This window comes from Haliscomenobacter sp. (assembly GCF_041740695.1).
Classification (GTDB): Bacteria; Bacteroidota; Bacteroidia; order Chitinophagales; family Saprospiraceae; genus Haliscomenobacter.
The window spans coordinates 1-26675 of the sequence record NZ_JBGSLK010000091.1; the positions used below are offsets into that span (position 1 = coordinate 1).

Sequence of the window (26675 nt, forward strand, 5' to 3'; positions counted from 1 at the left end):
CTTCTGCAGTTACTTTACCCCAGCAAATTACGGTTGCGTTGGGAGAGTCGCTTGTAAACAAGCCATAAGTCCAAACACCAGCACAGTCGATTACTGCACCGTTGGTTTGGTTGTTGTCCATAACCCGTACGTATGCTCCGGCGCAAGATCCGTCAGATACGAGGTTACGGGTAAGTGTGAACTGGCAATTGGCATCCAATGAAACACTTACATTGTAACAACCACAACTAGTGGGTACTTCCGTACAAAGCGTTCCATTGTTGGCGAAGTTATTGACATACCGCTCCGTTGCCGTACCATCAACAACGGTATTGCGGTAATCGCCGCCACCCATACCTGCTGCTGCAGAACTAGGATCGCTTCCGTTGTTAAACAAACGAATTCCTTCTACACAAGCACCACCTGGCAGGGTAAAATGGAAAATCAACTTTTCCACACCAGAGGTAAAGTTGACAGGAGCGCCCAAGGAACCTACACCATGGAAATCACTGCCAGGTGCAGCACCTGGAGCAAAGGCGTTGGAATTGTCATCCCAAGCACCCGCTTCTACATTTGTAATGACCAAATCCGCATCCGGTACAGAAGCCGGAACAACTATAGAAATTTGGGAAGGGCCCCAAAAAAAAGTTGCATTGCTCGCCGAGGGCAACGCGTAAACCTCATAACGCGACAAGGCCAGGTTGTACCTGACCGTGAGCTGAAGGTTTTGAGCCAGCATGGGAATACTGCTCAAGAAAAGTGAATAAATAAAAAAGAGTATCGTCTTTTTCATGCCCAGAGATTTTGAAATGTCTTGTAGATTCAAAAGAGCCGACAGCTTTCGCTGCCGGCTGTAGTTAATCGATATGAATGATCTTATGGAAGTTGTTCAACAAATAAATCGTAGTTATACAGGTCCATCAAGTTCAGCGTGTAGTTGGTAATGATGTTGGCAAAAATGAAAGCGGGGTCGTTACCACTACCTTGGTATTTCACTTTGCCATCCATGTTGATGTCACCAGAGAAATAGCCCAGTGCCAAATCGAAGTTATAAGTACCACCTACATTGCTTGCATGCGTCAATACTTGTGAAAGGATAGTCGCATTGTCATTGCTTGGCCCCTGGTATTTCACCTTCACATCGGCATTGGCATTACCTGCCCAGAGTGCTTTTACCGCACCGATGGTAATCATCTCTGCACCATCATAACCTGCATTGTTGAATACATTGGCATTGCTCATGGTAGTGAAATCAACTACCGTACCACCAACCGTCAAAGTTTGAGCAGAAGCGGTCATCACACCCAGGTGGTTGCGGTGTTTGATGGAAACAAAGTAGCTGGTGCCCGCCAAATTGGTGAACTCAAGTGGGGAATCACCATCAACTGGGCTTACTACATCACCATCTCTTTGTACCAATGCAGCACGTGTTTCAACAACTACACTGGAATTACCCGAGCTGCGCAATTCGACAAACACCCAATCCACAATCGCATCAGGAGTACCTGCATCAGCATTCAACACCAGGTTTGTCGCGCTAGCTGCTCCACCACTACCCGCATGGGCAAAACGTGGGTTACCAGATAAGGTGTAAGGATCGTTAAGTGGAACGTAGCCATTTGAGCGAAGGTCATCGCGCATTACCCCTGGAGTCATGGTACCCAACAAGGCACCCTGAAGCAGCACTTTAGCGCGCAGACGGCCATTTTCATCCACATCCGTTATGGTCACTGCGATAGCCTGTACATCAGTCAGCGCACCTGCATCGGTTACGGTTACTTGTACATCGTACACATTGTTGGCACCTGCATCAGTTGGGTTTTCAAAATCGCGTCCTGATACAAAGGCCAAGGCGCCTGTATTGGCATCAATAGTGAACAAAGCCGCGTCGGCTCCACCCGTGATGCTGAATTTAGGTATACCATAGAGGTTTTCTGGATCCGTGGCAGTAACCGTAGTAACAGGTGTAGAATTTTCAGGAATGGAAATGCTCGCCGTTGCGCCACCACCATTTGAGGTAATGCTTGGTGCCTCGTTGACATTGGTTACGGTCACCGCAATGGCTTGTACATCCGTTCCTCCGTTGCCATCCGAAGCGGTTATTTGAACATCGTAAATGTTATTGGCACCTGCATCCGTTGGGTTTTCAAAATCCTTTGGCGTGATGAAGCTGAGTACACCCGTCATTGGATCGATGGTAAACAAGGCGCCGTCAGCACCACCCGTGATGCTATAGGTAACTGGATTACCATCTGGATCCATCGAAGTAACGGTGGTTACCGCGGTAGTGTTTTCAGGAATGGAAACACTGGCATTGGGACCACCACCATCCGAAGTGATGACTGGTGCGTCGTTGGCGTTGGTTACTGGCACCGTGATGTCCTGCACATCGGTCAAGAGGCCTGCATCCGTGACCGTTACTTGTACCTCGTAATTGTTATCAGTATTGGCATCCGTTGGTACCTCAAAATCAGGAGCGGTGATAAAGCTCAAAGCACCCGTTGCTGCATTGATGGTAAACAAGGCGGCATCTGCTCCACCGGTAATGGTAAACTTAGGCACATTGTATGCATTCTCAGGATCGGTAGCTGTTACAGTCGTTACTGCGGTAGTGTTTTCAGGCACTGGAATGTTTGCAGTTGGACCAGCTCCGTTCGAGGTAATGCTTGGTGCTTCGTTGACGTCGGTTATAGTCACAGCAATGGCTTGTACATCGGTTCCGCCCAATGGATCGGTAGCCGTTACTTGTACATCATAGATGTTATTCAAACCAGCATCCGTTGGGTTTTCAAAATCTTTTGGCGTGATGAAGCTCAGCGCACCCGTCATTGGATCGATGGTAAACAGGGCTTGATCAGCACCGCCGGTAATACTGAAAGTCACCGTACCATTTTCGGGGTCGGTTGCTGTTACCGTTGTTACTGCCGTAGTGTTTTCAGGAATGGAAACACTGGCATTGGGGCCGCCACCATCCGAAGTAATCACCGGATTTTCGTTGGCGTTGGTAACTGGCACCGTGATGTCTTGGACATCAGTCAAGAGACCTGCATCAGTGACTGTAACTTGCACGAGATACATGTTATCCGTGTTGGCATCCGTTGGCACCTCAAAATCAGGCGCGTTGATGAAGCTCAAAGCACCTGTTGCTGCATTGATGGTAAACAAGGCTGCATCCGCACCACCGGTAATGGTAAATTTAGGCACATTATATGCATTCTCAGGATCGGTAGCTGTTACGGTTGTTACTGCTGTAGTGTTTTCCGCTACTGGGATATTGGCAGTTGGGCCAGCTCCATTAGAAGTAATGGTGGGAGGTTCGTTGACATCGGTTACAGTGACGGCAATGTTTTGTACATCGGTCAATAAACCTGAATCCGTAGCAGTGACTTGCACATCATATACATTGTTGGCACCCGCATCGGTTGGATTTTCAAAATCCTTAGGTGTGATGAAGCTCAAGGCACCCGTCATTGGATCGATGACAAACAAAGCTTGATCGGCTCCCCCTGTAATGCTGTACGTAATCGCACCATTTTCGGGATCACTAGTCGTTACAGTCGTTACCGGTGTGGTGTTTTCAGGAATGGAAACACTGGCACTCGGCCCGCCACCATTGGAGGTAATGACCGGAGGCTCGTTGGCGTTGGTAACCGTTACTGCGATGTCTTGTACATCGGTCAAGGTACCATGGTCGGTTACCGTTACTTGCACATCGTACACATTATTGGCACCCGCATCGGTTGGGGTTTCAAAGTCAGGCGCAACTAAAAATGTCAATACCCCCGTAGCCGCATTGATGGTAAACAGCGCCGCATCAGCCCCACCAGTAATGCTGAATTTGGGTGTGCCATACAGGTTTTCTGGATCTGTAGCGGTTACCGTGGTTACAGCTGTAGTATTTTCTGGTACCGAAACACCAGCCGTTGGGCCACCACCATCCGAAGTAATCACCGGAGGATTGTTGGGATCGGTATAGTCTGGGTCACCGTCGTTGGTATTGTCGGGTAGGGTTGGATCATTTGCATCGCCAAATACGACTGGAGCCCCATCTACCACTTGTGGTATACCATCTCCTTCAGGGTCAGAATTGTTGTCGATAAAACCATCATCGTTGGCATCCAGTGTACCTGGGTTGGCCACGCCACTTTCTTCAATATCCGTTAAACCATCACCATCTGAGTCGATATCCAGGTAGTTCGGGCCACCCATGCCATCCGTATTGACTGGGGCGGGATCTGCTGAGTCTCCGAAGCCAACGAAGTTGTCCGCAGAATCAGGAATACCATCTCCATCAGTGTCCGGGCCATCTACTACACCATTGTCGTTGGCATCCACTAAGGCCGGATTGCCACTTTCTACTATATCATTGATGGCGTCGTTGTCGCTGTCCAAATCATATGGATTGGGGCGACCATCATTGTCAAAGTCATCACCAACCAGTGTATCTCCCGTACCTGCGGTAGAAGGAATACCGTTGTTGTTGGCGGGCATGCCATCATTGTCATCGGCCTCGCCATCTCGGTCCAGGTCGATTCCTCCTGCTTCGTCAACATCGCTAATGCCATCATTGTCGCTATCTGGATCCAAACTGTTGATGACGCCATCACCATCGGTATCGGTGCTGAGTTGGCCATTTTCTACGGTATCCAGAATACCATCATTGTCATCGTCTAAGTCAACGTTATCCGTAACTGTATCGCCGTCCGTATCAGGGAAACAAGTGGTTCCATTATTGTTGTAGTTGCCAACATAACGTTCTTGAGCCAAACCATCGGATACGGTATTGGAAAAGTCGCCACCACCCATGCCAGCAGCAGCCGAGTTGGGGTCGCTGCCGTTGATGAACAAGCGCAGTCCATCATAACAACCACCTGCAATGGTAAAATGGAAAATCAGTTTTTCTACGTTCATCACCAGGTTGGTGGGCGCCCCCAAAGAACCAACACCATGATAATCAAAAGCAGGAGTTACCGTAGGGGCAACAATAATCGAGTTGTCTATCCAGGCACCAGCACTTACACTTGTAATCGTAAAAGCAGCATCAGGCACAATGGCTGGTGCTACAATTGAGATTTGTGAAGGGCCCCAAGCAAAAGTTGCATTGGTAGCTGAGGGTCGGGCATACACCTCATAGCGGGCCAGGGGAATATTGTAGCGGAGGGTAAACTCGAGGTTTTGTCCATACAGGACTCCTCCAAGTAATACCAATCCTAGTGTGGTTAGAAGTTGTAATAATTTTTTCATGAAATACAATTTGAGTGGTCAAAAAGGAGAAACTTCCCTTTCCTGCGTGCAGGAAAGAGAAGTAGATGAAGGACTTGGTTATGGAATTTGCTCGTTGAATAAATCGTAATTGTATAAATCCAGCGAGTTCAATACAAAATTGGTAATCAGGTTGAGGAACATGAAGCCAGGATCATTGGTCGTACCTTGGTATTTCACCTTACCATCCAGGTTGAGGTCACCATAGAAATACCCCAACGCGAGGTCGTAGTTGAACACACCTAAAGTGTTGCCTGGAAAAGTCAGGACTTGACTCAGCACCGCTGCATTGTCGTTGGTTGGGCCCTGGTATTTGACTTTTTTATCCGCATTGGCATTTCCTGCCCACAGCGCCTTGAAGCCATTAATCGTAACCCTTTCAGCACCGTCATAACTAAAGGGTGAAGTAAAGTTGTACACATTTGCGTCACTCATGGTGATGAAGTCAACCGTAGTACCTGCCAGTGTCAAGGTCTGTTCAGTAGCAGTCATTATCCCGAGGTGATTGCGGTGTTTAACGGCCACGAAATATGCGTTGCCTGCCGTACCGGGAATCACCAATGGGGAAATACCATCAACAGGGCTGACTACGTCTCCATCTCTTTGCAACATTGCCGCACGGGTTTCTACAACCACTGTTGAATCCAGGGCACTACGCAGCTCCACAAAGACCCAGTCTACGATGGCATCATCCGTACCTGCATTGGCAGACAATACGCCAGAAGTAGTGGAAGCAGCTCCACCAGCTCCAGCATGGGCAAAGCGAGGATTACCAGATGCGGTATATGGGTCATTGAGCGGAATATAGTTTCCTGAGCGCAGGTTGTCACGCATGACACCGGGAGTAGGGCTATTAAACAAGGCACCTTGTAGCAATACTTTTACCGAGAGTTGGCCATTTTCGTCGACATCGGTCACCGTTACTGCAATATCCTGAACATCAGTAGCATTGCTTGGGTCCGTTGCCGTTACTTGCACGTCGTATACGTTATTGCCACCTGCATCCGTTGGGTTTTCAAAATCAGGCGGGGTATTGAAGGTCAAGGCACCCGTCATTGGGTCAATCGCAAATAAAGCAGCATCTACACCGCCTGTAATGCTATAAGTAACCACACCATTTTCTGGATCACTAGCGATTACCGTAGTGACTGCGGTGGTATTTTCAGGAACAGACACAGCTGCCGTTGGGCCACCACCATTGGAAGTAATGACTGGAGGACAAGTGTTGATGGTTACGGTAACTGCGCCAGAAGCAGGGCCATAACAACTATCTATGGTGTCATAAAAGAATGCATAATAAGTTCCTGCTGTAGCCGCACCCGGAGTTGGATAGGCGGTGCCTGTTGCTCCATTATTGGTAAACCAAACCACGGTGGAATCAGCACCCATCGGTGGAATATTGGTAACCAAACTATTCAAGTCAACTGTCACTGCTGGACAGGTATTGCTAATGGTATTTGCACTTAAAAGAGGCGCAGTGGTTGGACAACAATTTAAGCTGCCATCGTTGGCCCCACGGGTATCCACAAATGCCCCATAAACCTGAATGATGTTGATGACACTGGCCAAAGAGCCTACACTGATTTGAATCTCATCGTAGGGTAAGGTCGTACGGAAACCAATGTTAAAATCCCCGGGCCCAGTTAAACTTGCATTCAATAAGCCCAAAACCGCCAGATCGAGCAGGCCACTTCCATTCTCGCTTTCTTGTGGTATCCCATTATTATAGGTCGTAATGGTAATGCTGTTGAACAATTCAAGTTGCAAAAGGGTATTCACATCCCGAATCACAAACCCTGCTGTACTTCCAGCCGGGAAAGTACTGAGCACGTCTTTTACCGCAATGGAAGCAGGAGACAAGGCACCAATGACAGTAGTAATGACCGCAAAATCGGTGGTATCATCGGTAATCACATAAGGTGCATCTTGTACCGAACAAGCGACACAAGTTAAACCATCTACCCCACTGAGTGAATCATCAATGATCACCGGAAAATCCGGTCCATTCAAATAATTGGTCGTGTTGCATTCCAGCACAACCGGGCAGAATTTTTCAAAAAATACATTAAACACTCTGGTAATGCCTACATTGACCAAAAGGGTGTTGGATACACTCAACCTTACTTCGTCAAAAGGAGCTGCGGTAACAAAACCAACAGTTCGTCGGCCATTGCCAGTGAGCAGGCCAGTGCCCACTGCAAGTAAGGCAGCCAGGCCAGTTTTAGTTTCTACCGCAACAGGATTCCCATTCAAATAGGTAGAAATGGTGAGGCCCGCCAGTAGATCAACATTTACTACTGCGGTATTTTCAATGTCAAAAGCCACAAAAGTTCCGGCTGGGTAATCCGTAAGTTGGTCTCTAACCGCAATACTACCAACAGATCCAACCCCAGCAGTGAGGTTGATTCTGGCAGAATTGTTCGGGATGTTATCAATCAGGTTATTGGTACTATCCACGCTACACAGTACACACGCTATCCCTGAGGTGCCCGTATTAGGGCCTGCAACCAAGACTGGATACGCGGGTGTAGCCATTGAGGTAAGCGTATTGCAAGGCAAATCTGGCCCCACACAGAAACTTTGGAAAACGGCACCATATACATTGGTCGTGCTGGCAACCCCCAGCAAGTTGGTCACTTCTATTTTCACTTCGTCAAAATCCATTGTCGTGACAAACCCCACGGTTTGTTTCCCTGCGCCTGTCAACAAGGTAGAGCCCACGGAGAGCAGGGTAGCCGCATTTGAGGTTTCCCTCGGCGCACCATTTTTATAGGTTCTAATCGTTATCCCTGACAACAAATTGGCGTTGACCAAGTTGGGATTTGAAATGTCAAAACCCGCAAAAGTTCCTAAAGGGTAGTCGGTGAGTTGATCCATAACTGCAATCGACCCGGTTGTTCCTAAGGCGGCGGTCAATACGATGGTTGCAAAATCGGTAGTGCTGTTGCTCACTGCATTTTCAGCATTGTTGACCGAACAACCTACACATACACCGCCCGTAATGCCCGTATTGGTGGCACTTATTAAGGTTGGGAAGGTCGGATTGTTCATCCGAGTTTGAACGTTACAAGCCAGGGATGGCCCTGCACAGTAGCGCTGCACTACTGCATGATATACTGTCCCGGTAAATAGCAAGGCTACAGCAGCGGTGTAGGTAATGCGAATTTCATCAAAGGCACCAACAGTAGTTACAAAACCGAGGGTGGCCGTTCCGTCGCCATTGATCAGGCTAGAGTTCAACCCTAATCCAGAACTTACTACTGTTTGAGACTCAACAAAAGAGCCACCATTATAGGTAGATATGGTAATGTTCAGGCCTATGCTTATCCCCACTAAACCTGCTGTTCCGACGCGATAGCCAGCAAAGGTCCCTACAGGATAGGTATCAGATACATCTGTATCCACCACACTTAAGGTAGAACTACAACCACCCAATCCACTGACGAAATTGATGGAAGCAAAATCACTCAGGTTATTATTGCGCAAATTACCAAGATTGGTATTGCTGCCTATACAAGCGAGACCATCAGCAGCGAAATCTATAACCGAGGAGCTAAGTCCATTAAATGACGAATCTACCCAAGGCATTTTGGTATTGCAAGGGTAGTTGCTCGCACCAAAATTGGCCATCGGTGCTTTATCGTAAGCTTTTGCTTCCAGAACGCTAACAAGCATCAGCGCCAATATCCATAGGTATCTTGACTGCATCAGCGAGGATTGAAGGGTGGATAGGATTGGACTAAGTCTTTGAAGCGTACAGGATTGATTCACCAAAAATGGCAATAAACCTCTCCCGTTCAAAGACTTGAGCGATTTCAAGTATTTGTAGCGTGTTTGCATGTGCGGTCGTCTTGTAAAAACAGTTATAAAAGGTGTATTTGAATACTGTACATGAAGTCAGCATCAACAAGGCATTTTAAGGCTCACCAAGTAAATACTCGTCCTAATAAATTAATAATCAGCATTTAAGGGATAGACAAAACGTAGCGAATGTTATCTTCAAAATTGAGTCAATTCAACAGCTGAGCCAGCCAAAACAATTGATACAGTGTTCAATTGGGGGGTTTCTAGTTTTGGCTAGCTCATTGTTAGGTGCATTTTTTAGCACACAGTGTTAGAGTGCCATTAGCGTCTAAGCGCCAACGGTGTCGATTGTAATCACTTTGTTAAACGTAACAAGTTCAACAATCATAGTGATTGAGGCGATAACATCCATTGAAACGGTATTTACAGTGTTCAAAAAAACTTTACGATTACAAATATCGGGAGGTCTACATTAAGATGTAAGGACACTAAACGCCATTTTGCTTCTTTATTAATTACGTCTAATAGGAAAAGTATTTTTTTTAATAGTCTTGCTATCAATTTATTAGATTATTCAGATTTGTTGCTTTTACGGAAAAGCCCTCTTGGCTTCTTTTTAAGCTGTCTAATTAAATAATCAAGGTGCTGGAGTCCTTTTTTACAATTGACTCTATTTTTCTAACCCTTTTCGGGTATCTCTATTTTCCAGATGTTCTAAAATGATACCCCATAGTTTTTCGTAAGGGATAATTTCGATTTCTCGGGATTGATGTGCCATTTCCAATGGTACTTTGGTTAATCGTTGCCAGTATTTTTCGGTATGCCGCTGAATAGCAACGGGGTGAAAATTCTGTAGTGGGATTTCAAGCAACATATTGATGAAGCAGTTGCTCCTGAACAATTCATTTTCCTTGAGGTAACGGCTGCAATATTTTTTCATTGCTTCGATCCGATCAATTACCGCATCGTCTTTTTGTTCCTGGAGCAACAACAACATTTGTACAATCAATATAGGCACGTTCATTCCTCTTTTGTCTTTGGAAAAAATAGGAATGGTGTTGAGAAATTTTCCTAGCCGGAAATGATTGAACACGGAGTCATCGGGTGGAAGTGAGATTTTTCCTTCACGCTGTAAAAATACGGCAAAGGCCAAGTTGATGTACCAAATTTCCTTGGTGGGAGCGGGTAAAGCCTCAAAAGCTTTTTCATTAAATACCATTTCCAGCACGTCACAGCCGCCCTGAAAGTTGTCGTTGTGAAAAGAGAGCTGAAGAAAAAGTTCGTTGTATTTAAACCAATTGTAAGAACCTCTTTCAATGTACTGAAGTGCACGTGGTGCCGCTTGTTGTCCTCGAGGATAATCACCAAGCTGGATAAAGCAGATCAATTGCTGATAGTTAAAAATTTGGATCGGGACTCCAGCGGTGTAGGGCTTTTGGCTGAATTTGTCCAGCATATCATCGCATAAGCCCAGCAATTGTTCATAATCATTGACGCTGGAATGAATGATGAGTTGAATCAGGCCACTGTACAACAAGAGTCGATAAGTACCGTATTCTTCTACTGCAGGTTGGAGTTCTGCATAAAATTGGACCGCAGCTTCCTGGGTCTCCGCTTTGACCGACTTGTCTTGTACATAGCTAGCACTCAAATTGGCGTACAGCTCCTCAGCCAGGTCTTCAAAACTCAGGATCTTCCAATATTTATGGTACAACTCATTGAAATGACCGAATTTGTCCAGACGCCCTTCGCGGGTACCGTAGTGCAAACGCAGGGCCCGCGCAATATCCGTGACCAGATCGGTGAACTCATAAGTTTCGGCCTTTTTCAGGATATGCTCTAACAAAATCATTGCTGCGGGCTGGGTATTGCGGCTGAGAATGATTTTAGCAGCAGCCCATTCTTTGTAACATTCAAAATAGGCGCGTTGGCGATCCGAGAATTTTTCTTTGACGATGTCGATGAAAAAAACGGCATCCACCAAACGCCGGCGCAGGTTCCCCTTTAGTTTCAAGTAAGCCGAATGACGTTTATTGGCTTGGTAAAGCTGTAGGGCAGCATCGTCGTCATCTTTAAATTTGTCGCTGATGAAACCTTCGTACAATACCGATAACTTGGGGTGGTGTTCAATACTTTGCAATAACTCTGGTAGGTACAATTTAGTATTGTGAATCAGCACCGCCAGCCCTTTTACCAGATTCATGGTGGTTTGTTTTTCGTCAAGTATTAGGTGTTAGTGTTCTACAGAAGCAAAGCTTCAAAAAGACAAGGCTAAAAGTAAGCATAAGTTGGGGATAATACAGTGGGGAATTACTGGATTCGGAGATAATTGCGCTGATTCTACTTTTTAACACCAATAAAAGCGATTACTGATACCCATATTTTTTCCAAATCTTTTTAGCTTCCGCTGAAAACAAAAAATCAAAAAATTTTCGACTGGCCTCCGGGTGCTGCTTTTGTCCATAGCTAGTAATCACGGCCGCCTGGCGAATCGGCGCATGGTGTTTGGGATCAATTTCTATCCATTTGCCTTTGCTGCGCATTTCTTCGGCCATCACCATCGACTTAGCAGTTAGCCCTACCTCACAGGCTCCAGCCAAAATGTATTGGGTGGTTTGGGCAATACTTTCACCGTACACCAATTTGCTTTCCACCTTTGTATACAAGCCTTTTTTCTTCAGCCATTCAATGGCCGCTCGCCCGTAGGGCGCCGTTCTGGGGTTAGCTACTGCAATTTTGTTTACCCGAGTGTCCAACAGAATTTTACCATCTGACTTAAGCACAAGCCCCGGCTGAGTACTCCACAACACCAACGTGCCTTGGGCATAGACCTTGGGTGCATTAGCCGTCATCCCGGCTTTTTGCAAACCTTGAGGATAATCTACATCGGCAGACACAAACACATCAAAAGGAGCGCCTTGGGTGATTTGGGTGCTCAGTTTACCGGAGGAACTGTAGTTGATGTCAACTTTCAGTTTGGTTTTGGCTTCGAATGCTTTTTCAATGTCTTCAAGGGCGAAACGGACATTGGCGGCGGCGGCTACGGAGAGGTCTTGGGATAGCAAAGGGATAGCAAAGAAAAATAAGGCTACAATAATAGAAGGCATACATTTCATACAAAGTCATCTTGTTTTTGAAAAGAACCGTAGGCTCCTTTTCAGTTGCGAAAAGAAGCCCCGGTTGCCGTATATAACCTAATATCAATAGACAAATTTGAATCTGGCCTGTACTCAGCATCGGAGATGCACAACCTAAGGTGCCCTTAGGTGCCTTAGGTGGTTCAAAATGAGCCTAATTGGTTCTGAAAACTTTAGAAGTTTTTAATTTGAACCACCTTAGGCACCTAAGAGCACCTTAGTAAAGATGCGCGCCTTTGGCGCTTACGAGAAGCCGCAGCTAAAATAGCGTTATATTTTTAAAGAAATAACGAAAAGCAAAAAAAGTTCAACCCGAGCTGTTTTTTTAAGCTTTGCTCAGCATTATTCCCCGCGCAATAGGTTTCGAGTTTCTTGCTGCAAAAAAGCTTCAAAGCGCTGGCGCAGTTCGCGGTAAGTTTGAATGAGTGTTTGGGCTGTCTCGCTGAGTTGGGCTCCCCCACCCTGCTCACCGCCCGTTTGGGTCACAATCAGTGGCGTTTCAGCCTGCCGATTGAGCGACTGCACCATCAGCCAGGCTTTTTTGTAAGACATGCCCATTTCTTTGGCGGCTTTGTTGATCGAGCCAGTGGCAGCAATCCGTTCCATGAGTTCAATCCGCCCAGGGCCAAGGAAAGGCTCGTCGGGGCCAACGATGCGTATCATGCCACTGACGCGGTAAGACGAGCTTTCTTTGAGGTATTTTTGGATGTTCAAGATTTGATGTCTTTTTATTCGAATGAAAAATACCATTAAAGTCCATACATCACCGCTTTATCACCTCAATTCGCGTAAAAAATTATCAACAGAATTAATTTTTTCAAAAACTCTATCGAAAAACTAGACTTTTAAAAACATTCCCCTATCTTTGTAACGCTCAACTAACAAATCATCAAAAACTACAAGGAGATGAATTCGCTGACCCAAGCACTAGTCGCACAAATCGCCAACCAACTGGACGCCCAGGGCGAAGCTAACCCCCTGCAAAATCTCCGCCTCATCGCCGAGCAATTCGCAGGCAAGGCGATTTTTTTGACCAATTTTACCCTCGAAGACCAACTCATCACCCATTGGATTGCCATACACAACTTGCCCATCAAGATCGTCGTGAGTAATCCTAACTACCCCTTCAAAGAAACTTACGCTACCTGGGCAAAAACCCAGGAGCGTTATCAAGTGCCGATTGCCGTTTATGCTGCCGATGGCAGTATATTGGAAAACCAGCCCCAAGATCCAGCAGCGACTACATCTTCACTGGAAGATAATCTACAGTCTGTTTTGCAAGGTGAAATGTTGTTGATCACCGGTACTCGCGCCGGTCAAAGCTGGCAAGGCCGTCAGCTCACCGCTGATTTTTCCTGGAACAAATCCTTGAAGATTTTTGAATTTCATCCCCTCTTTCACCGCTCCTTTCACAAAGTATTTGTGGAAGTACTGCGCGAAGGGGTTCCTTTCAACCCCCTGCACAATAAGGGTTACCTGCGGGTAGGCCATGCACAGGACATCGAAACGGCGCATAGCTCCGAATTTTGGGATGGCCGCTGGTGGTGGGAGCATGCCCAACGCATTTTTATCCATCCACATACTCCTGGCGTGCGTAAACAAGCGGTGTAGATAGTTCATATTTTCCTTGTAGAAAACAATCAAAAACGGCATGGTGGATGATCCGTTGAGCTACAAATTTGCCTCACCACCAAGGCTCCTGTCAAAAGTTTTACCCCCAATACCTTTGGCCTCCAAGACTTGGCGGGCATTGTAAGGGAGTGGTGTGCAGACAATTCTCCCCCTGATCATTACTCAGATATTTTAAGTACCGCCCAGCTCTCGGATAATCCTGAGGGTCAAGCGATAGCTTTGACCCAGTTGAACTGTGTACCTATAAAAGTGATGCGTGGCGGCTCATTTTTGCACCATAACTCCTTTGCAATTCGAAAGCAAAACACCCGTGATTAACACATTTACACTTTTAAATACAATGAGCATGAGCACGACAAAAACTTTGCGATTATTGATTCCCCTCTTGCTTTGGGCTAATCTTATCCTGGCTCAGGATCAATTGACGGGCAATGTTAAGGCCAAAGACGGTACGCCGCTGGTAGGCGCTACGGTGGTCATAAAAGGCACCAACCTTTTTACGGTAGCAGACATCAACGGCGAGTTTAAGCTGCAGGTCAAAAAAGAACTGCCTTTTGTGGTACGCATCAGTTCGGTAGGTTTTATTCCTCAAGAACTTGAAGTGACGAGTTTGGCTACCAATTTGGAGATCAAACTGGTAGACGACAACAACCTGTCGGAAGTAGTGATCTCTTCACGCCGCCGGGACGAAACTGCGCAGGATGTGCCGATTCCTATTTCGGTAGTAGGCGGCAAACTGGTGGCCGATGCCGGCGCGTTCAATGTGAACCGCCTCAAGGAACTGGTGCCTACGGTACAACTCTATACCTCTAATCCTCGTAACACGACATTGAATATACGTGGTTTGGGCTCTACCTTTGGCCTCACCAACGACGGGATTGACCCTGGGGTAGGGTTTTATGTAGACGGCGTTTATTATGCTCGTCCCGCCGCTACTACCCTTGACTTTATCGACATTGAGCGCATTGAAGTACTGCGTGGCCCACAAGGTACCTTGTTTGGTAAAAACACCACCGCCGGTGCCTTCAACATCGTCACCAACGGGCCTAGCTTCAAACCTGGAGCCATTTTTGAAATGAGCTACGGCAACTACGGCTACATCCAGGCCAAAACCTCAATTACTGGGCCAATTGGTGAAAAATTCGCAGGACGCCTTTCCTTCTCTGGGACCCAGCGCGATGGGTTGATTTACAATACGCGTACCCAAAAGTACATCAATGACATGAACAACCTGGGCTTGCGTGGGCAACTGCTTTACAACCTAAGCGACAACGTAAAAATCAATTTTACGGGGGATGTGTCCAGCCAAAAACCGGATGGATTTGCTCAGGTTGTTGCAGGTGTGGTGACTACTCAGCGTGCCCCATATCGCCAGTTCAGACAAATCATCGCTGACCTGGAGTATGCCTTGCCTTCTGAAAATCCTTTTGACCGTGTTGTTGACCACGATTCACCCTGGCGTTCAGGGAATGAACTGGGCGGTTTTTCAGTCAATTTGGACGCCAAAATTGGTAAGGGTACCCTGACCTCTACTTCGGCTTGGCGCTACTGGAACTGGGATCCTTCCAACGACCGCGACTTTACGGGTTTACCTGTCTTGTCTAAATCTGCCGCAACTTCCCGGCATACGCAGTTGACGCAGGAAATCCGTTATGCAGGCGATATTTCCTCCAAACTGAGTGGTGTGATTGGGGCCTTCTACATTAGCCAAGACCTGAATACCGACCCCGTACATACCGAAGAATCCGGCGCTGCCCAGTGGCGTTTTTCACAAAACTCGACCAGCGCACTCTGGAAAACGCCTGGGCTATTGGAGGGTTATGGCATCAAGACCACTTCACGTTTGCAAACCGTAGGAGCGGCAGTATTTGGTCAACTTGACTGGGCCATTACCGAAAAACTACACGTATTGCCCGGTCTGCGCTACAACTACGACACAAAAGATGTAGACTACGAGCGCAAAACGTATGGGGGCTTGCAAACGACCGACCAAGCACTGCTCGCCATCAAGCGTGGCGTATATAGTGATCAAGCGTTCAAAACAAGTGTAGATGAGAATAACTTATCTGGTCAATTGACCATTGCTTTTAAAGCTTCAAAGCGCTTCAACTCTTTTGCTACGTATTCTACCAGCTACAAACCCGTGGGTGTAAACCTGGGTGGTTTGCCCACCGCGAACGGTGCCGTATTGCTGGATTTGGCGCGCGTCAAGCCGGAGTACGTGACCCACTGGGAAATTGGCATCAAAACTTCGCCAACCGAAAACTCTACCTTGAACATTGTATACCACAACACCGATATCGAGGATTACCAAACGAACGTACAAACTGCCGAAGTGGGGGTAAACCGTGGTTATCTGGCCAACGCTGAGAACGTACGGGTAAGAGGGCTGGAAGTAGATGGTAACATCCGAATCAGCAAAGCGTTTTATGTGTATGGCGCCGTAGCTTATACCGATGGCAAGTACGTTTCTTTCAAAAACGCTCCGGTTCCATTGGAAGAAACAGGTTCAGCCAGTGGTGCCTTTAAAGACATTTCAGGGGGCCGCTTGCCTGGGATTTCCAAATGGGCAGGTTCACTGGGTGGCGAGCTGAGCTTCGCGGGTAAATTGACCAGCGAAGAAGGCAAGTTTTTCCTGGCGCTTGATTCTTACTACCGCTCCGAGTTTTCCTCTAGTCCTTCACCTTCCCAGTTCCTGAACATTGAGGGGTATACCCTAGTGAATGGCCGGATAGGTTTCCGGGCCAATGATGGATTGTCCCTTTTCGTATGGGGACGCAACCTGTTGAATAAGGATTACTTCGAGCAATTGTTGCCCGCAGCAGGAAGTGCAGGTCACTATGCCGGGGTTTTGGGTGATCCAAGAACCTATGGCGTGACTTTGCGCTACACGCTATAATAAAGCATACATAAAAGCACACAGGATAAGGAGATATCCCGTGTGCTTTTATTCCATCCTCTTGTACAACTTATAAAATTTGCTATCTTTGAAAAAAAAAATCATTCTAACTTCTTGTTTTTATGACAGATAGAGTCAACTCTACAGCTGGGAGAATAATTTTTCTCAATAAACTCTACTAAGTTGATGAGGTTTTAATAAATTTGTGTCTTGAACGCCAATAAACTCAAAATATGCTCGAAAAAATTACGCTTAGACACATCACAGTAAGCATTGTGGTACTCAAGGTGGCAATGGCTATCTACTTGGTTGGGAGTGTATGGAGTCAAACAGGAGGAGTTGCTACCTTTCATTTTGACTGGACATTTCTCGCCTACTTGCTGACCGGCTTTATCGCTCAACTAATTGATGGCGCTCTAGGAATGGCCCATGGGGTAACCTGCACAACGCTGTTGTTTCACTTTGGCGTTTCTCCGGCAGTAGCAACCGCCAGTGTCCATACAACAAAAGTATTTACAGCCGGGGCTTCCGGGCTTTCTCATTTGTATTTGGGCAATGTTGACCGCAAATTGCTATTGCGCCTCATTTTACCCGGTATTTTGGGCGCTGTAATTGGAGCATATATGATCTCGGAAGTATTTGACGGCAAATGGATCAAACCCTACGTCACCATGTACTTGCTTTTTTTAGGGGTACTGATCTTATTAAAAAGCTTTCGATCACAACGCCCAAAGACCGAGATAAAATTTGTCTCTTTGCTGGGGGCATTTGGTGGTTTTTTCGATTCTATTGGTGGTGGTGGTTGGGGGCCGATTGTGACTTCCAACATCGTGAATCAAGGCAATGATCCACGCGAGGCGGTGGGTACGGTCAATACTGCTGAGTTTTTTGTGGCTTTTTGCAGTACCTTGGTATTTCTGGTCTTTGTTGTTGTAGAGAGTTGGCAGGTGGTTTTTGGACTCATTGTAGGTGGGCTTTTGGCCGCACCACTAGGCGCATTGTTGGTTCGGAAGATCAGTGCAAAATCGCTGATGTTTTTAGTAGGGATCACCATTATTCTTTCACAAACTTACACCCTGTATACCTGGTTGTTTTAGAGCTCGTTTTAAACAAGCTCCTAATCAACAAAAAATTCACTTCAAGAGGGGTGAATTTTTTTGGCAAAAAACTCGATAAAATCAATAGAATTAGTTTTTCAATTTGATAAAGCTCGATTTATGAAACAGATTTATCTCCTCTTTGTACTCATATGGGCCTTGGGCATCACCCATCGAGTCAGTGCCCAGAACAACTTGGTTGAAATCAGTGGCCAGGTGAAAGACGCGGCTGCAAAAACGCCCTTGGCCAATGCCACGGTATACATTCGTGAACATGATGCAGGAGCGGTGACGGACAGTACGGGACAATTTGTGATCAAAAGTTACCTACGTTTTCCTTTCACCCTGGAAATTACTTTTGTGGGCTACGAAAAACAGTTGTTTACCGTAGAAAATGAACGCGCCAAGCTCCAATTCCAATTGCAGCCACTGGTGATGATGTCGGATGAAATGGTCGTTACCGCTTCACGGGTGGAAGAGCGCTTGTTCAAATCACCTGTTGCCATTGAAAAACTGGACATTCGGGCCATTCGCGAAACGCCAGCTGCATCCTATTACGATGCCTTGGAAAACGTTAAGGGAGTGCAACTGACTACCTCGAGCTTGACCTTAAAAGTACCCAATACCCGGGGATTCAACAACCCGAATAACTTCCGCTTCATGCAACTGGTGGATGGGGTGGATGTACAAGCAGCTACCTTGGGCGTACCGCTGGGCAACACCATCGGTCCATCTGAATTGGATATTGCCTCGGTAGAAATTACCCCTGGATCGGCTTCCGCGCTTTATGGGATCAACTCCATCAATGGTTTGGCCCATTTGCGCAGCAAAAATCCATTTTTAACCCAGGGTTTGAGTTTTTATCAACGCGTCGGCGTGAATCATGTCGATGCCATCGACCATCCCACTGCCTTGATGAGCGAAACTGCGCTGCGTTTTGCCAAAGTGTTGGACAAAGCTGAAAAAGTTGCCGTAAAACTCAACCTGAGTTACTTCCAGGGCATTGACTGGGTGTCTTCGGCTGCCGTGGATCAAAATGCCAGCAACAGAGCCTCAGCCAATCCAGCCTTCCCGGAACTGGGCAGCGGCGAAACCAACCCCGCTTACGACGCCTGGAACCGCTACGGTGATGAGCGCAACAACAACGTAGCCGTAGCCGTCAACTACCTGGGCAAACGCCAAACCTTCAATGTACGCCGCACGGGGTACTGGGAAAAAGACCTGACTGAACCCCAGGTAAGCAACCTGAAATTTTCAGGAGGGCTGTTTTATCGGCCTTTTAAAGATTGGGAGTTGAACTACAACTACCGCTACGGGAGTATGGATGGTACCTTCCAGCGTGGCAACAAAATCAGGCTCAACAATGCCGTGGTGCAAAACCATTCATTGGAATTGAAGAACAAGCGCCTGACCGCCCGGGTGTATTTCACTGACGAAAACACGGGCGATTCTTACAATCTCAAACCTTTGGTAGACAATTTCGAATTGACGACCAAAACCAATAAAGATTGGAGCGCTCTGTATCAAACTACCTTGCAAACTGGCATCGACCAGGGCAAGTCCCTGACTGAAGCACACCTGGCCGCCCGCGCTAACGCCGACAATGGCCGTCCGGAACCAGGAACACAGGCATTCCAAGACTTGAAAAACAAGATTATCGGCATCAACAATTGGGATCACGCTTCTTTGATCGCAGGCGCCCCTGCCACGGGTGGAGCTGCGCTCTGGCAACGCAGTCATTTGTACCATGGCGAACTGCAATACGATGCTTCGCACTGGTTTAAGGAAAAAGTAAGCTTGTTGCTGGGCAGCGATTTGCGGGTCAACGAGGTGATTCCTGATGGCAACAATTTTGTTGATTTTAGCCGTCCGATTGAAGACCGCACTTTGCCTGGAGGTGATAAGGTTCGGTATTCCAAGCTGGGTGCTTTTGCCCAAGCCACCAAGTTGTTGTTTGAAGAAAAGTTAAAACTGGTTGCATCGATTCGTTACGACCACAACTACGACTTCCCCGGGCGTTGGAATCCACGGGTAGCTGCCGTTTATTCGCCGAACGAAAAATGGAACTACCGCATTTCCTACCAGTCGGGGGTACGTTTCCCAGCTTTGTTTGAGGCACTTTCTTACGTCAACAATGGCAATGTACGCCGGGTAGGTGGTTTGGCCAAAGTGAATGAAGGCCTGGGCTTCCTCGAAAACTCCTATACCCTCAACTCCCTCGATCTTTTTACCGCAGCAGTGAACAAAGATGTGGCCGCAGGCAGTACCCGCAACGATGCTGGGATCAAAAACCGCAACTTGTTGGCGGTTGCCAACTTGCCACAACTGAAACCAGAAGCCGTACAAGCCTGGGATGCCGGGGTGAAGAGTGTGTTGTTTGACAACAAAGTGGTGCTCGACTGGGATTTCTATTACAACGTCTATGGTGGCTTCCTTGGACAGGTGGAAGTAGCAGTACCGCTGGATGGCAAAGTGGGTACCGACGCCTCAGTGTTGAACATGTTGGACCGCAACAAACAGGTTCGTTACCGCGTGTTTACCAATGCTACAAATACCTACTACAACTATGGTTCGGCGCTGCGTTTGAGCTACAACTTTTACAAAAAGTATTCGCTCTCCGGCAACCTGAACTACAACGATTTGCAAACCAAAAACGACAACGACATTTTCATCACCGGCTTCAACACGCCAACCTGGTCGGGCAATATTCAGTTTGGCAACCGGGAAGTACTGCCCAATTTTGGGTTCAACGTGGTGTGGAAATGGCAGGATACTTTCCGGTGGCAGACGCCATTGGCGGAAGGCCAAGTGTCTGCTTTTTCAACCGTAGATGCTCAAGTATCCTTACAAATACCAAAATGGAACGCTTCCTTCAAATTGGGGGGCACCAACCTGGCGAACAAACGTTACATTCAGTACGCAGCCGGGCCAACCATTGGCGCCTTGTACTACCTGAGTGTGACCTGGGATATCTGGAAGAAGTGATTAAAATCAAACCTGATCAGCAGGATTGTTTTTATCTTTAGGAATTGGATACAGTGCGGCGAATTAATCATAAAAATCCTAAACCGCTTTCAATCCAAGTATGTTCTCATTCCATACATATACCTAAAAACAAAGAATATGAGTTTGCGTCTCGGCGATATTGCGCCCAACTTCAAAGCCCAAACCACTGCGGGCGAAATTGACTTCTACGAGTACCTGGGTACTGGCTGGGGTATCCTTTTTTCACACCCTGCTGATTACACTCCGGTATGTACAACTGAGCTAGGCCGTACTGCTGCACTGAATGACGAATTTGCCAAGCGCAATACCAAAGTGCTGGCCGTAAGTGTGGATCCCCTGGACAAACACAAAGGCTGGATCAACGACATCAACGAAACCCAACATGTCGATGTACAATTCCCCATCATTGCGGATGAAGACCGCACGGTGGCTGGCTTGTACGATATGATTCACCCGAATGCTTCGGAGACCTTTACAGTGCGTTCTTTGTTCATCATCGGGCCAGATAAAAAGGTAAAACTGATGATTGTTTACCCTGCATCTACGGGTCGTAATTTCACGGAAGTACTACGGGTATTGGATTCACTGCAACTGACTGCCAATTACAGCGTGGCGACTCCTGCCGACTGGAAACATGGTGAAGATGTGATTGTGGTGCCTGCGGTATCTACGGAGGCTGCTATTGAAAAATTCCCTAAGGGAGTAACCATTGTGAAGCCGTATCTGCGCTATACACCACAGCCAGATTTGGAAGATTAGAAACAAGTTTTTAATAATCGAGTATATTTTTCGGAGCGCTCTGTCGCAAGACAGGGCGCTACTTTCCCACGAATAAATTCATGGGCTGTTTTCCCACCGCTACCGTTCTCTAGGCTCTAGCGTTTGAATTGCCTCCAGCTTTAGCTGGTGGTTTGAAGGACAAATCTTGAATGGGCTTTAGCCCAATATCAACTTAATAAATGGGGCTAAAGCCCAAAACTAGCGTCCACTGCTTACCCACCAGCTAAAGCTGGAGGCAATTCATGCGCGTTCAGTCAAAGATGATAGTTTATTTCAAAAACTTCAGGATTCGTAGGTTATTTGAATACCACCTTATAGATCACCCAAGTTCCAGATTTCCCGTTGCGCCACTTTGGGCCATTCTCAATGATGTGTTCAGCGGCCTGATCACAACCAAAACCCAGACCACGCAGTACGCTGATCCGAGTCGGTGTTCCATCTTTTTCAAACGTAAATTCCAGGGTGACATCTCCGCTGATGGCGTTCCGTTTGGCCTCGTGGGGCGTTTCGAGATTTTCCCGAATGTATTGTTCAAACTTTTCAAAGCCTCCTTCCGGACTCGGATAACCTACCCCTTCCCGGCGGTCGCTGGCCTCGAAGGATTTTTTTAAGGTTTTGGTTTTGCGTTGCAGCACTACTTTTTCGTCGTTATCATCCAGGCGCAGCGACTGCGTTTCAAATTCAGGATCAACGACCTTCACTTGTGCGGGGGCGGAGGAAGGCAGTGCAAAAGCCCCATCGCGATTGGTAATGGCGAAGGTATTGGCATCGCGTTGTACGGGGATGCCCACTGCGCGTTGTCCACGTTCATCTACCACTATGCCTCCTACGGTGGGAATGGGCTGTAGCGCAGTCAGATCACGTGTAGAAGCAGGTGGGCTAATTTTTGCCAGGTCTTTATCCGCCGCATTGCCTGCTGCACGACTACTGGCGGCATTGCCAGGAGCATCATCTCTAGTTGCTTCTACCTTAGGTTTTGCTTCGGCGATTTCTACAGCGGCCAGGCCATTTGCATCTTCTTTGATTGCGCCTTCATCAGCTAACTCTTCAGTGCTGAAGGTGGCAGGTTCAGGTCCTTGATTGGCTTTGTGTTTTTGGGGTGGTGTTTTTTCTGTTTTTTCAATGGGGACATTGGCTACCTCTGGAACGGCAGGAACAAGTTTGGATTCGGTTTCCCTGTTTGATTCAATTTGTGGAACATCAACCACTAAATCTTCACTGGGTACAGGGTTAAAGAGCCATTTCCAACCAAAAGTAAGCAGTAACAATACCGCAGCAGCAGCAGCTAGGCGGGGCAACCAAATCAAAATCGGCCCAGTTTTGCGCTGATCTGTTTGAGTCCTAGTGGCAATTCTAGCATTCAGTTGCTTGAGCTGCTGCAAGTGCTCGGCTTGAGGCTTTTGGCTCAAACCCTCCCAGGCATCTGCCAGGAAAGGATCTTCCTGTGCTGCTCGTTCCAAACGACTTTCTTCGCTGCCTCGGGTTTCACCGCGCAGCCAACGTCGTAAAAGATCGATTAATGCCTGGTTTTGCATACATTTATTTTTAGGCACCCGCGAGGGGTGCCTCTACACAATTTTTCAAATTCCGCCGCCCGTTCTGGATATGGGATCGCACAATGTTCAAATCCACCTGCATCCCATCGGCAATATCCTTGTAACTGCGGTCTTCAAAATAAAACAATCGAACACAGTCCTTTTGTTGATCGGAGAGTTTTTCGATGCAGCTTTCCAATTTTGTCAGCATCACTTCCCGATCTGGAAGCTCTTCTGCATCAGGATGCAACAATTCGAGGGAATACATAAGTCCGGGATCAAAACTTACGGTAAAATTTTGGCCTGCCTTGCGCAAACGCATCAGGCAATGGTTTTTGGCCAAAACGTACAACCAGGGCCGAAACTGAGCGATGTCGTGCTTTTTCGCTTTTTGAACCAATTCTTCAAAAATTTCCATGACTGCATCGGCTGCCGTTTCTTCCTGCTTCAAGTATTTCAAACAAACGCCATAAACCAATTCCGTATAACGACTGTACATGGTACCCAAAGCTTGCAGGTCGCCACTCTTCTGATAGTGGGCCAGCAAGTTTTCGTCCGAGGACGTTTCCGCTTTGGGTGTAAACAGACGCAGTTTCAAATGGATCAAATTATCATTGGTAGTGGGGCAAAAATAAGTGTTCATTTTTCCTGAGTCAAAGGATTAGATAAGACACTTAAAATGAATCGTTAACTTATCTAATCCTTTGACAAAATGAAGCACTTATTTTTTTATCGCCCCTTGTACGGGTAAAAATAGGAAAAGGGAACGTGGAAATAGTACTCGTTAAAAAAAATTCTTCCCTGCGCTGGATTTACGGCCAAAAATCCCGACCTTAAACAAGAACCAACTAAAGCTTATCCATACCAAAACCTGATACCATGCAAACCATCCTCGGCGCCGGAGGCGTCATTGGCAACGAATTAGCCAAAAGCCTCATGATTTACACCGATCAAATCCGCCTCGTCAGCCGTAATCCAAAAGCCATCAACAAAAACGACGAATTATTTGCAGCTGATTTGCTTGATCCTAAAGCAGTCCAGGCGGCCTTAAAAGGCTCAAACATTGCTTACCTCACCGCAGGGTTGCCTTACTCCAGCAAAATCTGGCAAGAAAAATGGCCGATTTTGATGCGCAATGTCATCGATGCCTGCAAAGCCAATGAAACCCGCCTCGTCTTTTTTAGCAATGTGTACGCACTGGGCAAAGTAGAAGGTTGGATGTCGGAAGAAAGCCCAATGAATCCATGCAGCAAAAAAGGTGAAGTTCGGGCTAAAATCGAACAAATGCTCCTGGATGAGGTCCAAAATGGCAATATTCAGGCCATCATTGCCCGTGCTGCCGACTTTTATGGCCCTGATGCCAACCTTGGCTTTGTGGATTTTATGGTTTTCCAAAACCTGGCAAAAGGTAAAACCCCACAAATTTTGGTCAACGCAAATACCAAACATTCCTATACCTTTACACCCGATGCAGCCCGAGCTACTGCTGCCCTAGGCAACACAACGGATGCCTACAATCAGATTTGGAATTTACCAACCGATCCTGACGCCTTAAGCGGAAAGGATTTTGCCGAACTCGTTGCCCAAGCCTTTGGAGCCAAATTCAAATACACCCTTGTGCCCAAATGGATGACTCGCATCCTGGGCTTGTTCATCCCCGAAATGGGGGAAGCCGTAGAAATGCTCTACCAAAACCAATACGATTATCTGTTTGACAGCAGTAAATATGTCCGGCATTTTAAACATCCTGCTACCACCTACCGCGAAGGCATCCAAGAAACCGTAGCTCATTTGCAACAGCAAAAATAATGAAAGTCAACTTATAATAACACCCAAACAATGAACACCTTAGCGCACCAGATTACCCAGCTATTCCCGGAAGAAAATGGCATTCCTGAGGAAAATAGGCTGAGTGCCCCCATTCACCAGCGCGAAATGCTGATCGATGGACAAATGATTCCCTGGTCAGGTACAGTGCAAGACGTGTATTCACCCGTACATGTTCACACACCCGATGGGCTGAAACGACTCCACATCGGCAGTTATCCCTTAGCTGGACAAGCTGAAGCCGATGCCGCGCTGGAAGCTGCCGTACACGCTTTCGACAATGGTCGGGGCGAATGGCCAACCATGCCGATTGGTGAGCGGATCGAATGTATGGAAAAATTCATCGGTCGGATGATCGAGCAAAAAGATTTGATTGTCAACCTACTGATGTATGAGATTGGTAAATCCATTGCGGACTCTACCAAGGAATTTGACCGCACGGTGGAATACATCTACGATACCATCGACATGCTCAAAGAGCTCGACCGTAATTCTTCGCGCTTCCGCATTGAGCAAGGGATCATTGGTCAAATTCGGCGCTCGCCGCTGGGCGTGGTACTCTGTATGGGCCCCTTCAACTACCCCTTGAACGAGACTTATACGATGTTGATTCCTGCCCTGCTGATGGGGAATACCATTCTGTTCAAACCTCCAAAACACGGTACGCTCTTGCATTACCCCATGTTGGAGGCCTTCCGCGACTGCTTCCCTAAGGGTGTGATGAACACTTTGTATGGGCGCGGTGGAACAGTGGTTCCCGCTTTGATGCAATCGGGCAAAATCAATGTGCTGACCCTGATTGGCTCAAGTCGGGTAGCGAATGACTTGAAAAAAATGCACCCGAAGGTCAACCGCCTCCGGGCTGTATTGGGACTGGACGCCAAAAACGCGGCCATCATTCTGGAAGATGCCGACATCGATTTGGCGGTGCGGGAATGTATCCTGGGCTCCTTGTCTTTCAACGGCCAGCGTTGTACAGCCATTAAAATCATCCTGGTGCACCGCAACATTGCCGACAAGTTCCTGGAGCGCTTTTCAGCCGCAGTGAATCAATTGCCTTTTGGCATGCCCTGGCAAAAAGGGGTTGCGATCACGCCACTGCCCGAGCCCAACAAACCAGCTTACCTTCTGGATTTGGTCGAAGATGCCAAAGCACACGGTGCTCGGGTGATGAATGAAGGCGGCGCCACCATTCACGAATCCTTTTTCTACCCAGCGGTGGTTTACCCCGTCACTGACGAGATGAAAATTTACCGTGAGGAACAATTTGGTCCGGTCGTACCTGTATCTTCTTTTGCCAGTGTAGAAGAGCCGATCCAATACCTGATCGACTCCCCACACGGCCAACAAGTCAGCATCTTTGGCAATGATCCCGATGAAATCGCCCACCTGGTGGATCAACTGGTCAACCTCGTAAGTCGCGTAAACATCAATGCGCAATGCCAGCGTGGGCCGGATACCTTCCCCTTCACCGGGCGCAAGGACTCTGCCGAGGGTACCCTTTCGGTGGAAGATGCGATTCGGGCTTTTTCCATCCGTACCATTGTCGCTACCAAGGAGACCGAGAAGAACAAAGAGATTTTGAACGAAATTGTGGAGGGGCACAAGTCGCAGTTTTTGTCTACGAAGTTTATTTTTTAAAAAATATAGCCACTAAGGGGCGATAAAAAAATAAGTTCATTTTGCCCCACTACTAAGAACAAACACATTCTGAATT

At 47.2% G+C, this 26675-nt stretch carries 15 protein-coding genes and 1 pseudogene; 8 read left to right on the plus strand and 8 right to left on the minus strand.

Translation table 11 applies throughout. The features are described 5' to 3' along the window. The 6 genes and pseudogenes from ACEW9O_RS18005 to ACEW9O_RS18030 form a co-directional block, all read right to left on the minus strand. Nucleotides 1-772: pseudogene (locus ACEW9O_RS18005) on the minus strand (hypothetical protein); the annotation flags it as partial. An 83-nt stretch (nucleotides 773-855) separates the two neighbouring features. Beyond that, nucleotides 856-5223 carry a cadherin domain-containing protein gene (locus tag ACEW9O_RS18010; RefSeq protein WP_373551575.1) on the minus strand — a complete coding sequence of 1456 codons (4368 nt, stop codon included), beginning with the start codon at nucleotides 5221-5223 and terminating at the stop codon, nucleotides 856-858. 78 nt (nucleotides 5224-5301) lie between these two features. Continuing rightward, entirely contained in the window at nucleotides 5302-8949 is a 3648-nt protein-coding gene (locus tag ACEW9O_RS18015) for a cadherin domain-containing protein (protein WP_373551576.1), read from the minus strand. A 766-nt stretch (nucleotides 8950-9715) separates the two neighbouring features. Next, the gene (locus ACEW9O_RS18020; protein ID WP_373551577.1) at nucleotides 9716-11248 is read right to left on the minus strand and encodes a hypothetical protein; all 1533 of its coding nucleotides are present in this window, start codon (nucleotides 11246-11248) and stop codon (nucleotides 9716-9718) included. A 163-nt stretch (nucleotides 11249-11411) separates the two neighbouring features. Continuing rightward, nucleotides 11412-12152, minus strand: a complete 741-nt coding sequence (gene modA / locus ACEW9O_RS18025) for a molybdate ABC transporter substrate-binding protein (protein WP_373551578.1) — start codon at nucleotides 12150-12152, stop codon at nucleotides 11412-11414. A gap of 372 nt (nucleotides 12153-12524) precedes the next feature. After that, nucleotides 12525-12896 carry a winged helix-turn-helix domain-containing protein gene (locus ACEW9O_RS18030; protein WP_373551579.1) on the minus strand — a complete coding sequence of 124 codons (372 nt, stop codon included), beginning with the start codon at nucleotides 12894-12896 and terminating at the stop codon, nucleotides 12525-12527. Nucleotides 12897-13088: 192 nt separating this feature from the next. On the opposite strand from ACEW9O_RS18030, the gene ACEW9O_RS18035 reads away from it, so the two are divergent. The 6 genes from ACEW9O_RS18035 (at nucleotide 13089) to ACEW9O_RS18060 (ending at nucleotide 21575) form a co-directional block, all read left to right on the plus strand. Continuing rightward, on the plus strand, nucleotides 13089-13793 hold the full coding sequence (locus ACEW9O_RS18035; RefSeq protein ID WP_373551580.1) for a phosphoadenosine phosphosulfate reductase family protein: 705 nt from the start codon (nucleotides 13089-13091) through the stop codon (nucleotides 13791-13793). Nucleotides 13794-13922: 129 nt separating this feature from the next. Further along, nucleotides 13923-14132 carry a hypothetical protein gene (locus ACEW9O_RS18040; protein WP_373551581.1) on the plus strand — a complete coding sequence of 70 codons (210 nt, stop codon included), beginning with the start codon at nucleotides 13923-13925 and terminating at the stop codon, nucleotides 14130-14132. A gap of 28 nt (nucleotides 14133-14160) precedes the next feature. Next, on the plus strand, nucleotides 14161-16713 hold the full coding sequence (locus tag ACEW9O_RS18045; protein ID WP_373551582.1) for a TonB-dependent receptor: 2553 nt from the start codon (nucleotides 14161-14163) through the stop codon (nucleotides 16711-16713). A gap of 233 nt (nucleotides 16714-16946) precedes the next feature. After that, the gene (locus tag ACEW9O_RS18050; protein ID WP_373551583.1) at nucleotides 16947-17810 is read left to right on the plus strand and encodes a sulfite exporter TauE/SafE family protein; all 864 of its coding nucleotides are present in this window, start codon (nucleotides 16947-16949) and stop codon (nucleotides 17808-17810) included. Between the two features lie 120 nt (nucleotides 17811-17930). Beyond that, a complete protein-coding gene (locus ACEW9O_RS18055) occupies nucleotides 17931-20795 on the plus strand; it encodes a TonB-dependent receptor (protein WP_373551584.1) in 2865 nt (954 codons plus the stop codon). 138 nt (nucleotides 20796-20933) lie between these two features. Continuing rightward, a complete protein-coding gene (locus ACEW9O_RS18060; protein WP_373551585.1) occupies nucleotides 20934-21575 on the plus strand; it encodes a peroxiredoxin in 642 nt (213 codons plus the stop codon). Between the two features lie 317 nt (nucleotides 21576-21892). Here ACEW9O_RS18060 and ACEW9O_RS18065 read toward each other — a convergent pair whose 3' ends face one another. Together ACEW9O_RS18065 and ACEW9O_RS18070 are read right to left on the minus strand one after the other, a co-directional pair. Further along, entirely contained in the window at nucleotides 21893-23131 is a 1239-nt protein-coding gene (locus tag ACEW9O_RS18065; RefSeq protein WP_373551586.1) for an energy transducer TonB, read from the minus strand. Between the two features lie 10 nt (nucleotides 23132-23141). Then, nucleotides 23142-23774 carry an RNA polymerase sigma factor gene (locus tag ACEW9O_RS18070; RefSeq protein WP_373551587.1) on the minus strand — a complete coding sequence of 211 codons (633 nt, stop codon included), beginning with the start codon at nucleotides 23772-23774 and terminating at the stop codon, nucleotides 23142-23144. A gap of 236 nt (nucleotides 23775-24010) precedes the next feature. On the opposite strand from ACEW9O_RS18070, the gene ACEW9O_RS18075 reads away from it, so the two are divergent. Together ACEW9O_RS18075 and ACEW9O_RS18080 are read left to right on the plus strand one after the other, a co-directional pair. Beyond that, the gene (locus tag ACEW9O_RS18075; protein ID WP_373551588.1) at nucleotides 24011-24940 is read left to right on the plus strand and encodes an NAD-dependent epimerase/dehydratase family protein; all 930 of its coding nucleotides are present in this window, start codon (nucleotides 24011-24013) and stop codon (nucleotides 24938-24940) included. A 30-nt stretch (nucleotides 24941-24970) separates the two neighbouring features. Further along, entirely contained in the window at nucleotides 24971-26599 is a 1629-nt protein-coding gene (locus tag ACEW9O_RS18080; protein ID WP_373551589.1) for an NADP-dependent glyceraldehyde-3-phosphate dehydrogenase, read from the plus strand. Nucleotides 26600-26675: the final 76 nt, after the last annotated feature.

Bases quoted from the DNA above. Each gene is read 5' to 3' on its own strand.
- ACEW9O_RS18010 (WP_373551575.1), bottom strand. From the start codon at position 5,223: ATGAAAAAATTATTACAACTTCTAACCACACTAGGATTGGTATTACTT.
- ACEW9O_RS18015 (WP_373551576.1), bottom strand. From the start codon at position 8,949: ATGCAGTCAAGATACCTATGGATATTGGCGCTGATGCTTGTTAGCGTT.
- ACEW9O_RS18020 (WP_373551577.1), bottom strand. From the start codon at position 11,248: ATGAATCTGGTAAAAGGGCTGGCGGTGCTGATTCACAATACTAAATTG.
- modA (WP_373551578.1), bottom strand. From the start codon at position 12,152: ATGCCTTCTATTATTGTAGCCTTATTTTTCTTTGCTATCCCTTTGCTA.
- ACEW9O_RS18035 (WP_373551580.1), top strand. From the start codon at position 13,089: ATGAATTCGCTGACCCAAGCACTAGTCGCACAAATCGCCAACCAACTG.
- ACEW9O_RS18045 (WP_373551582.1), top strand. From the start codon at position 14,161: ATGAGCACGACAAAAACTTTGCGATTATTGATTCCCCTCTTGCTTTGG.
- ACEW9O_RS18050 (WP_373551583.1), top strand. From the start codon at position 16,947: ATGCTCGAAAAAATTACGCTTAGACACATCACAGTAAGCATTGTGGTA.
- ACEW9O_RS18055 (WP_373551584.1), top strand. From the start codon at position 17,931: ATGAAACAGATTTATCTCCTCTTTGTACTCATATGGGCCTTGGGCATC.
- ACEW9O_RS18060 (WP_373551585.1), top strand. From the start codon at position 20,934: ATGAGTTTGCGTCTCGGCGATATTGCGCCCAACTTCAAAGCCCAAACC.
- ACEW9O_RS18065 (WP_373551586.1), bottom strand. From the start codon at position 23,131: ATGCAAAACCAGGCATTAATCGATCTTTTACGACGTTGGCTGCGCGGT.
- ACEW9O_RS18070 (WP_373551587.1), bottom strand. From the start codon at position 23,774: ATGAACACTTATTTTTGCCCCACTACCAATGATAATTTGATCCATTTG.
- ACEW9O_RS18075 (WP_373551588.1), top strand. From the start codon at position 24,011: ATGCAAACCATCCTCGGCGCCGGAGGCGTCATTGGCAACGAATTAGCC.
- ACEW9O_RS18080 (WP_373551589.1), top strand. From the start codon at position 24,971: ATGAACACCTTAGCGCACCAGATTACCCAGCTATTCCCGGAAGAAAAT.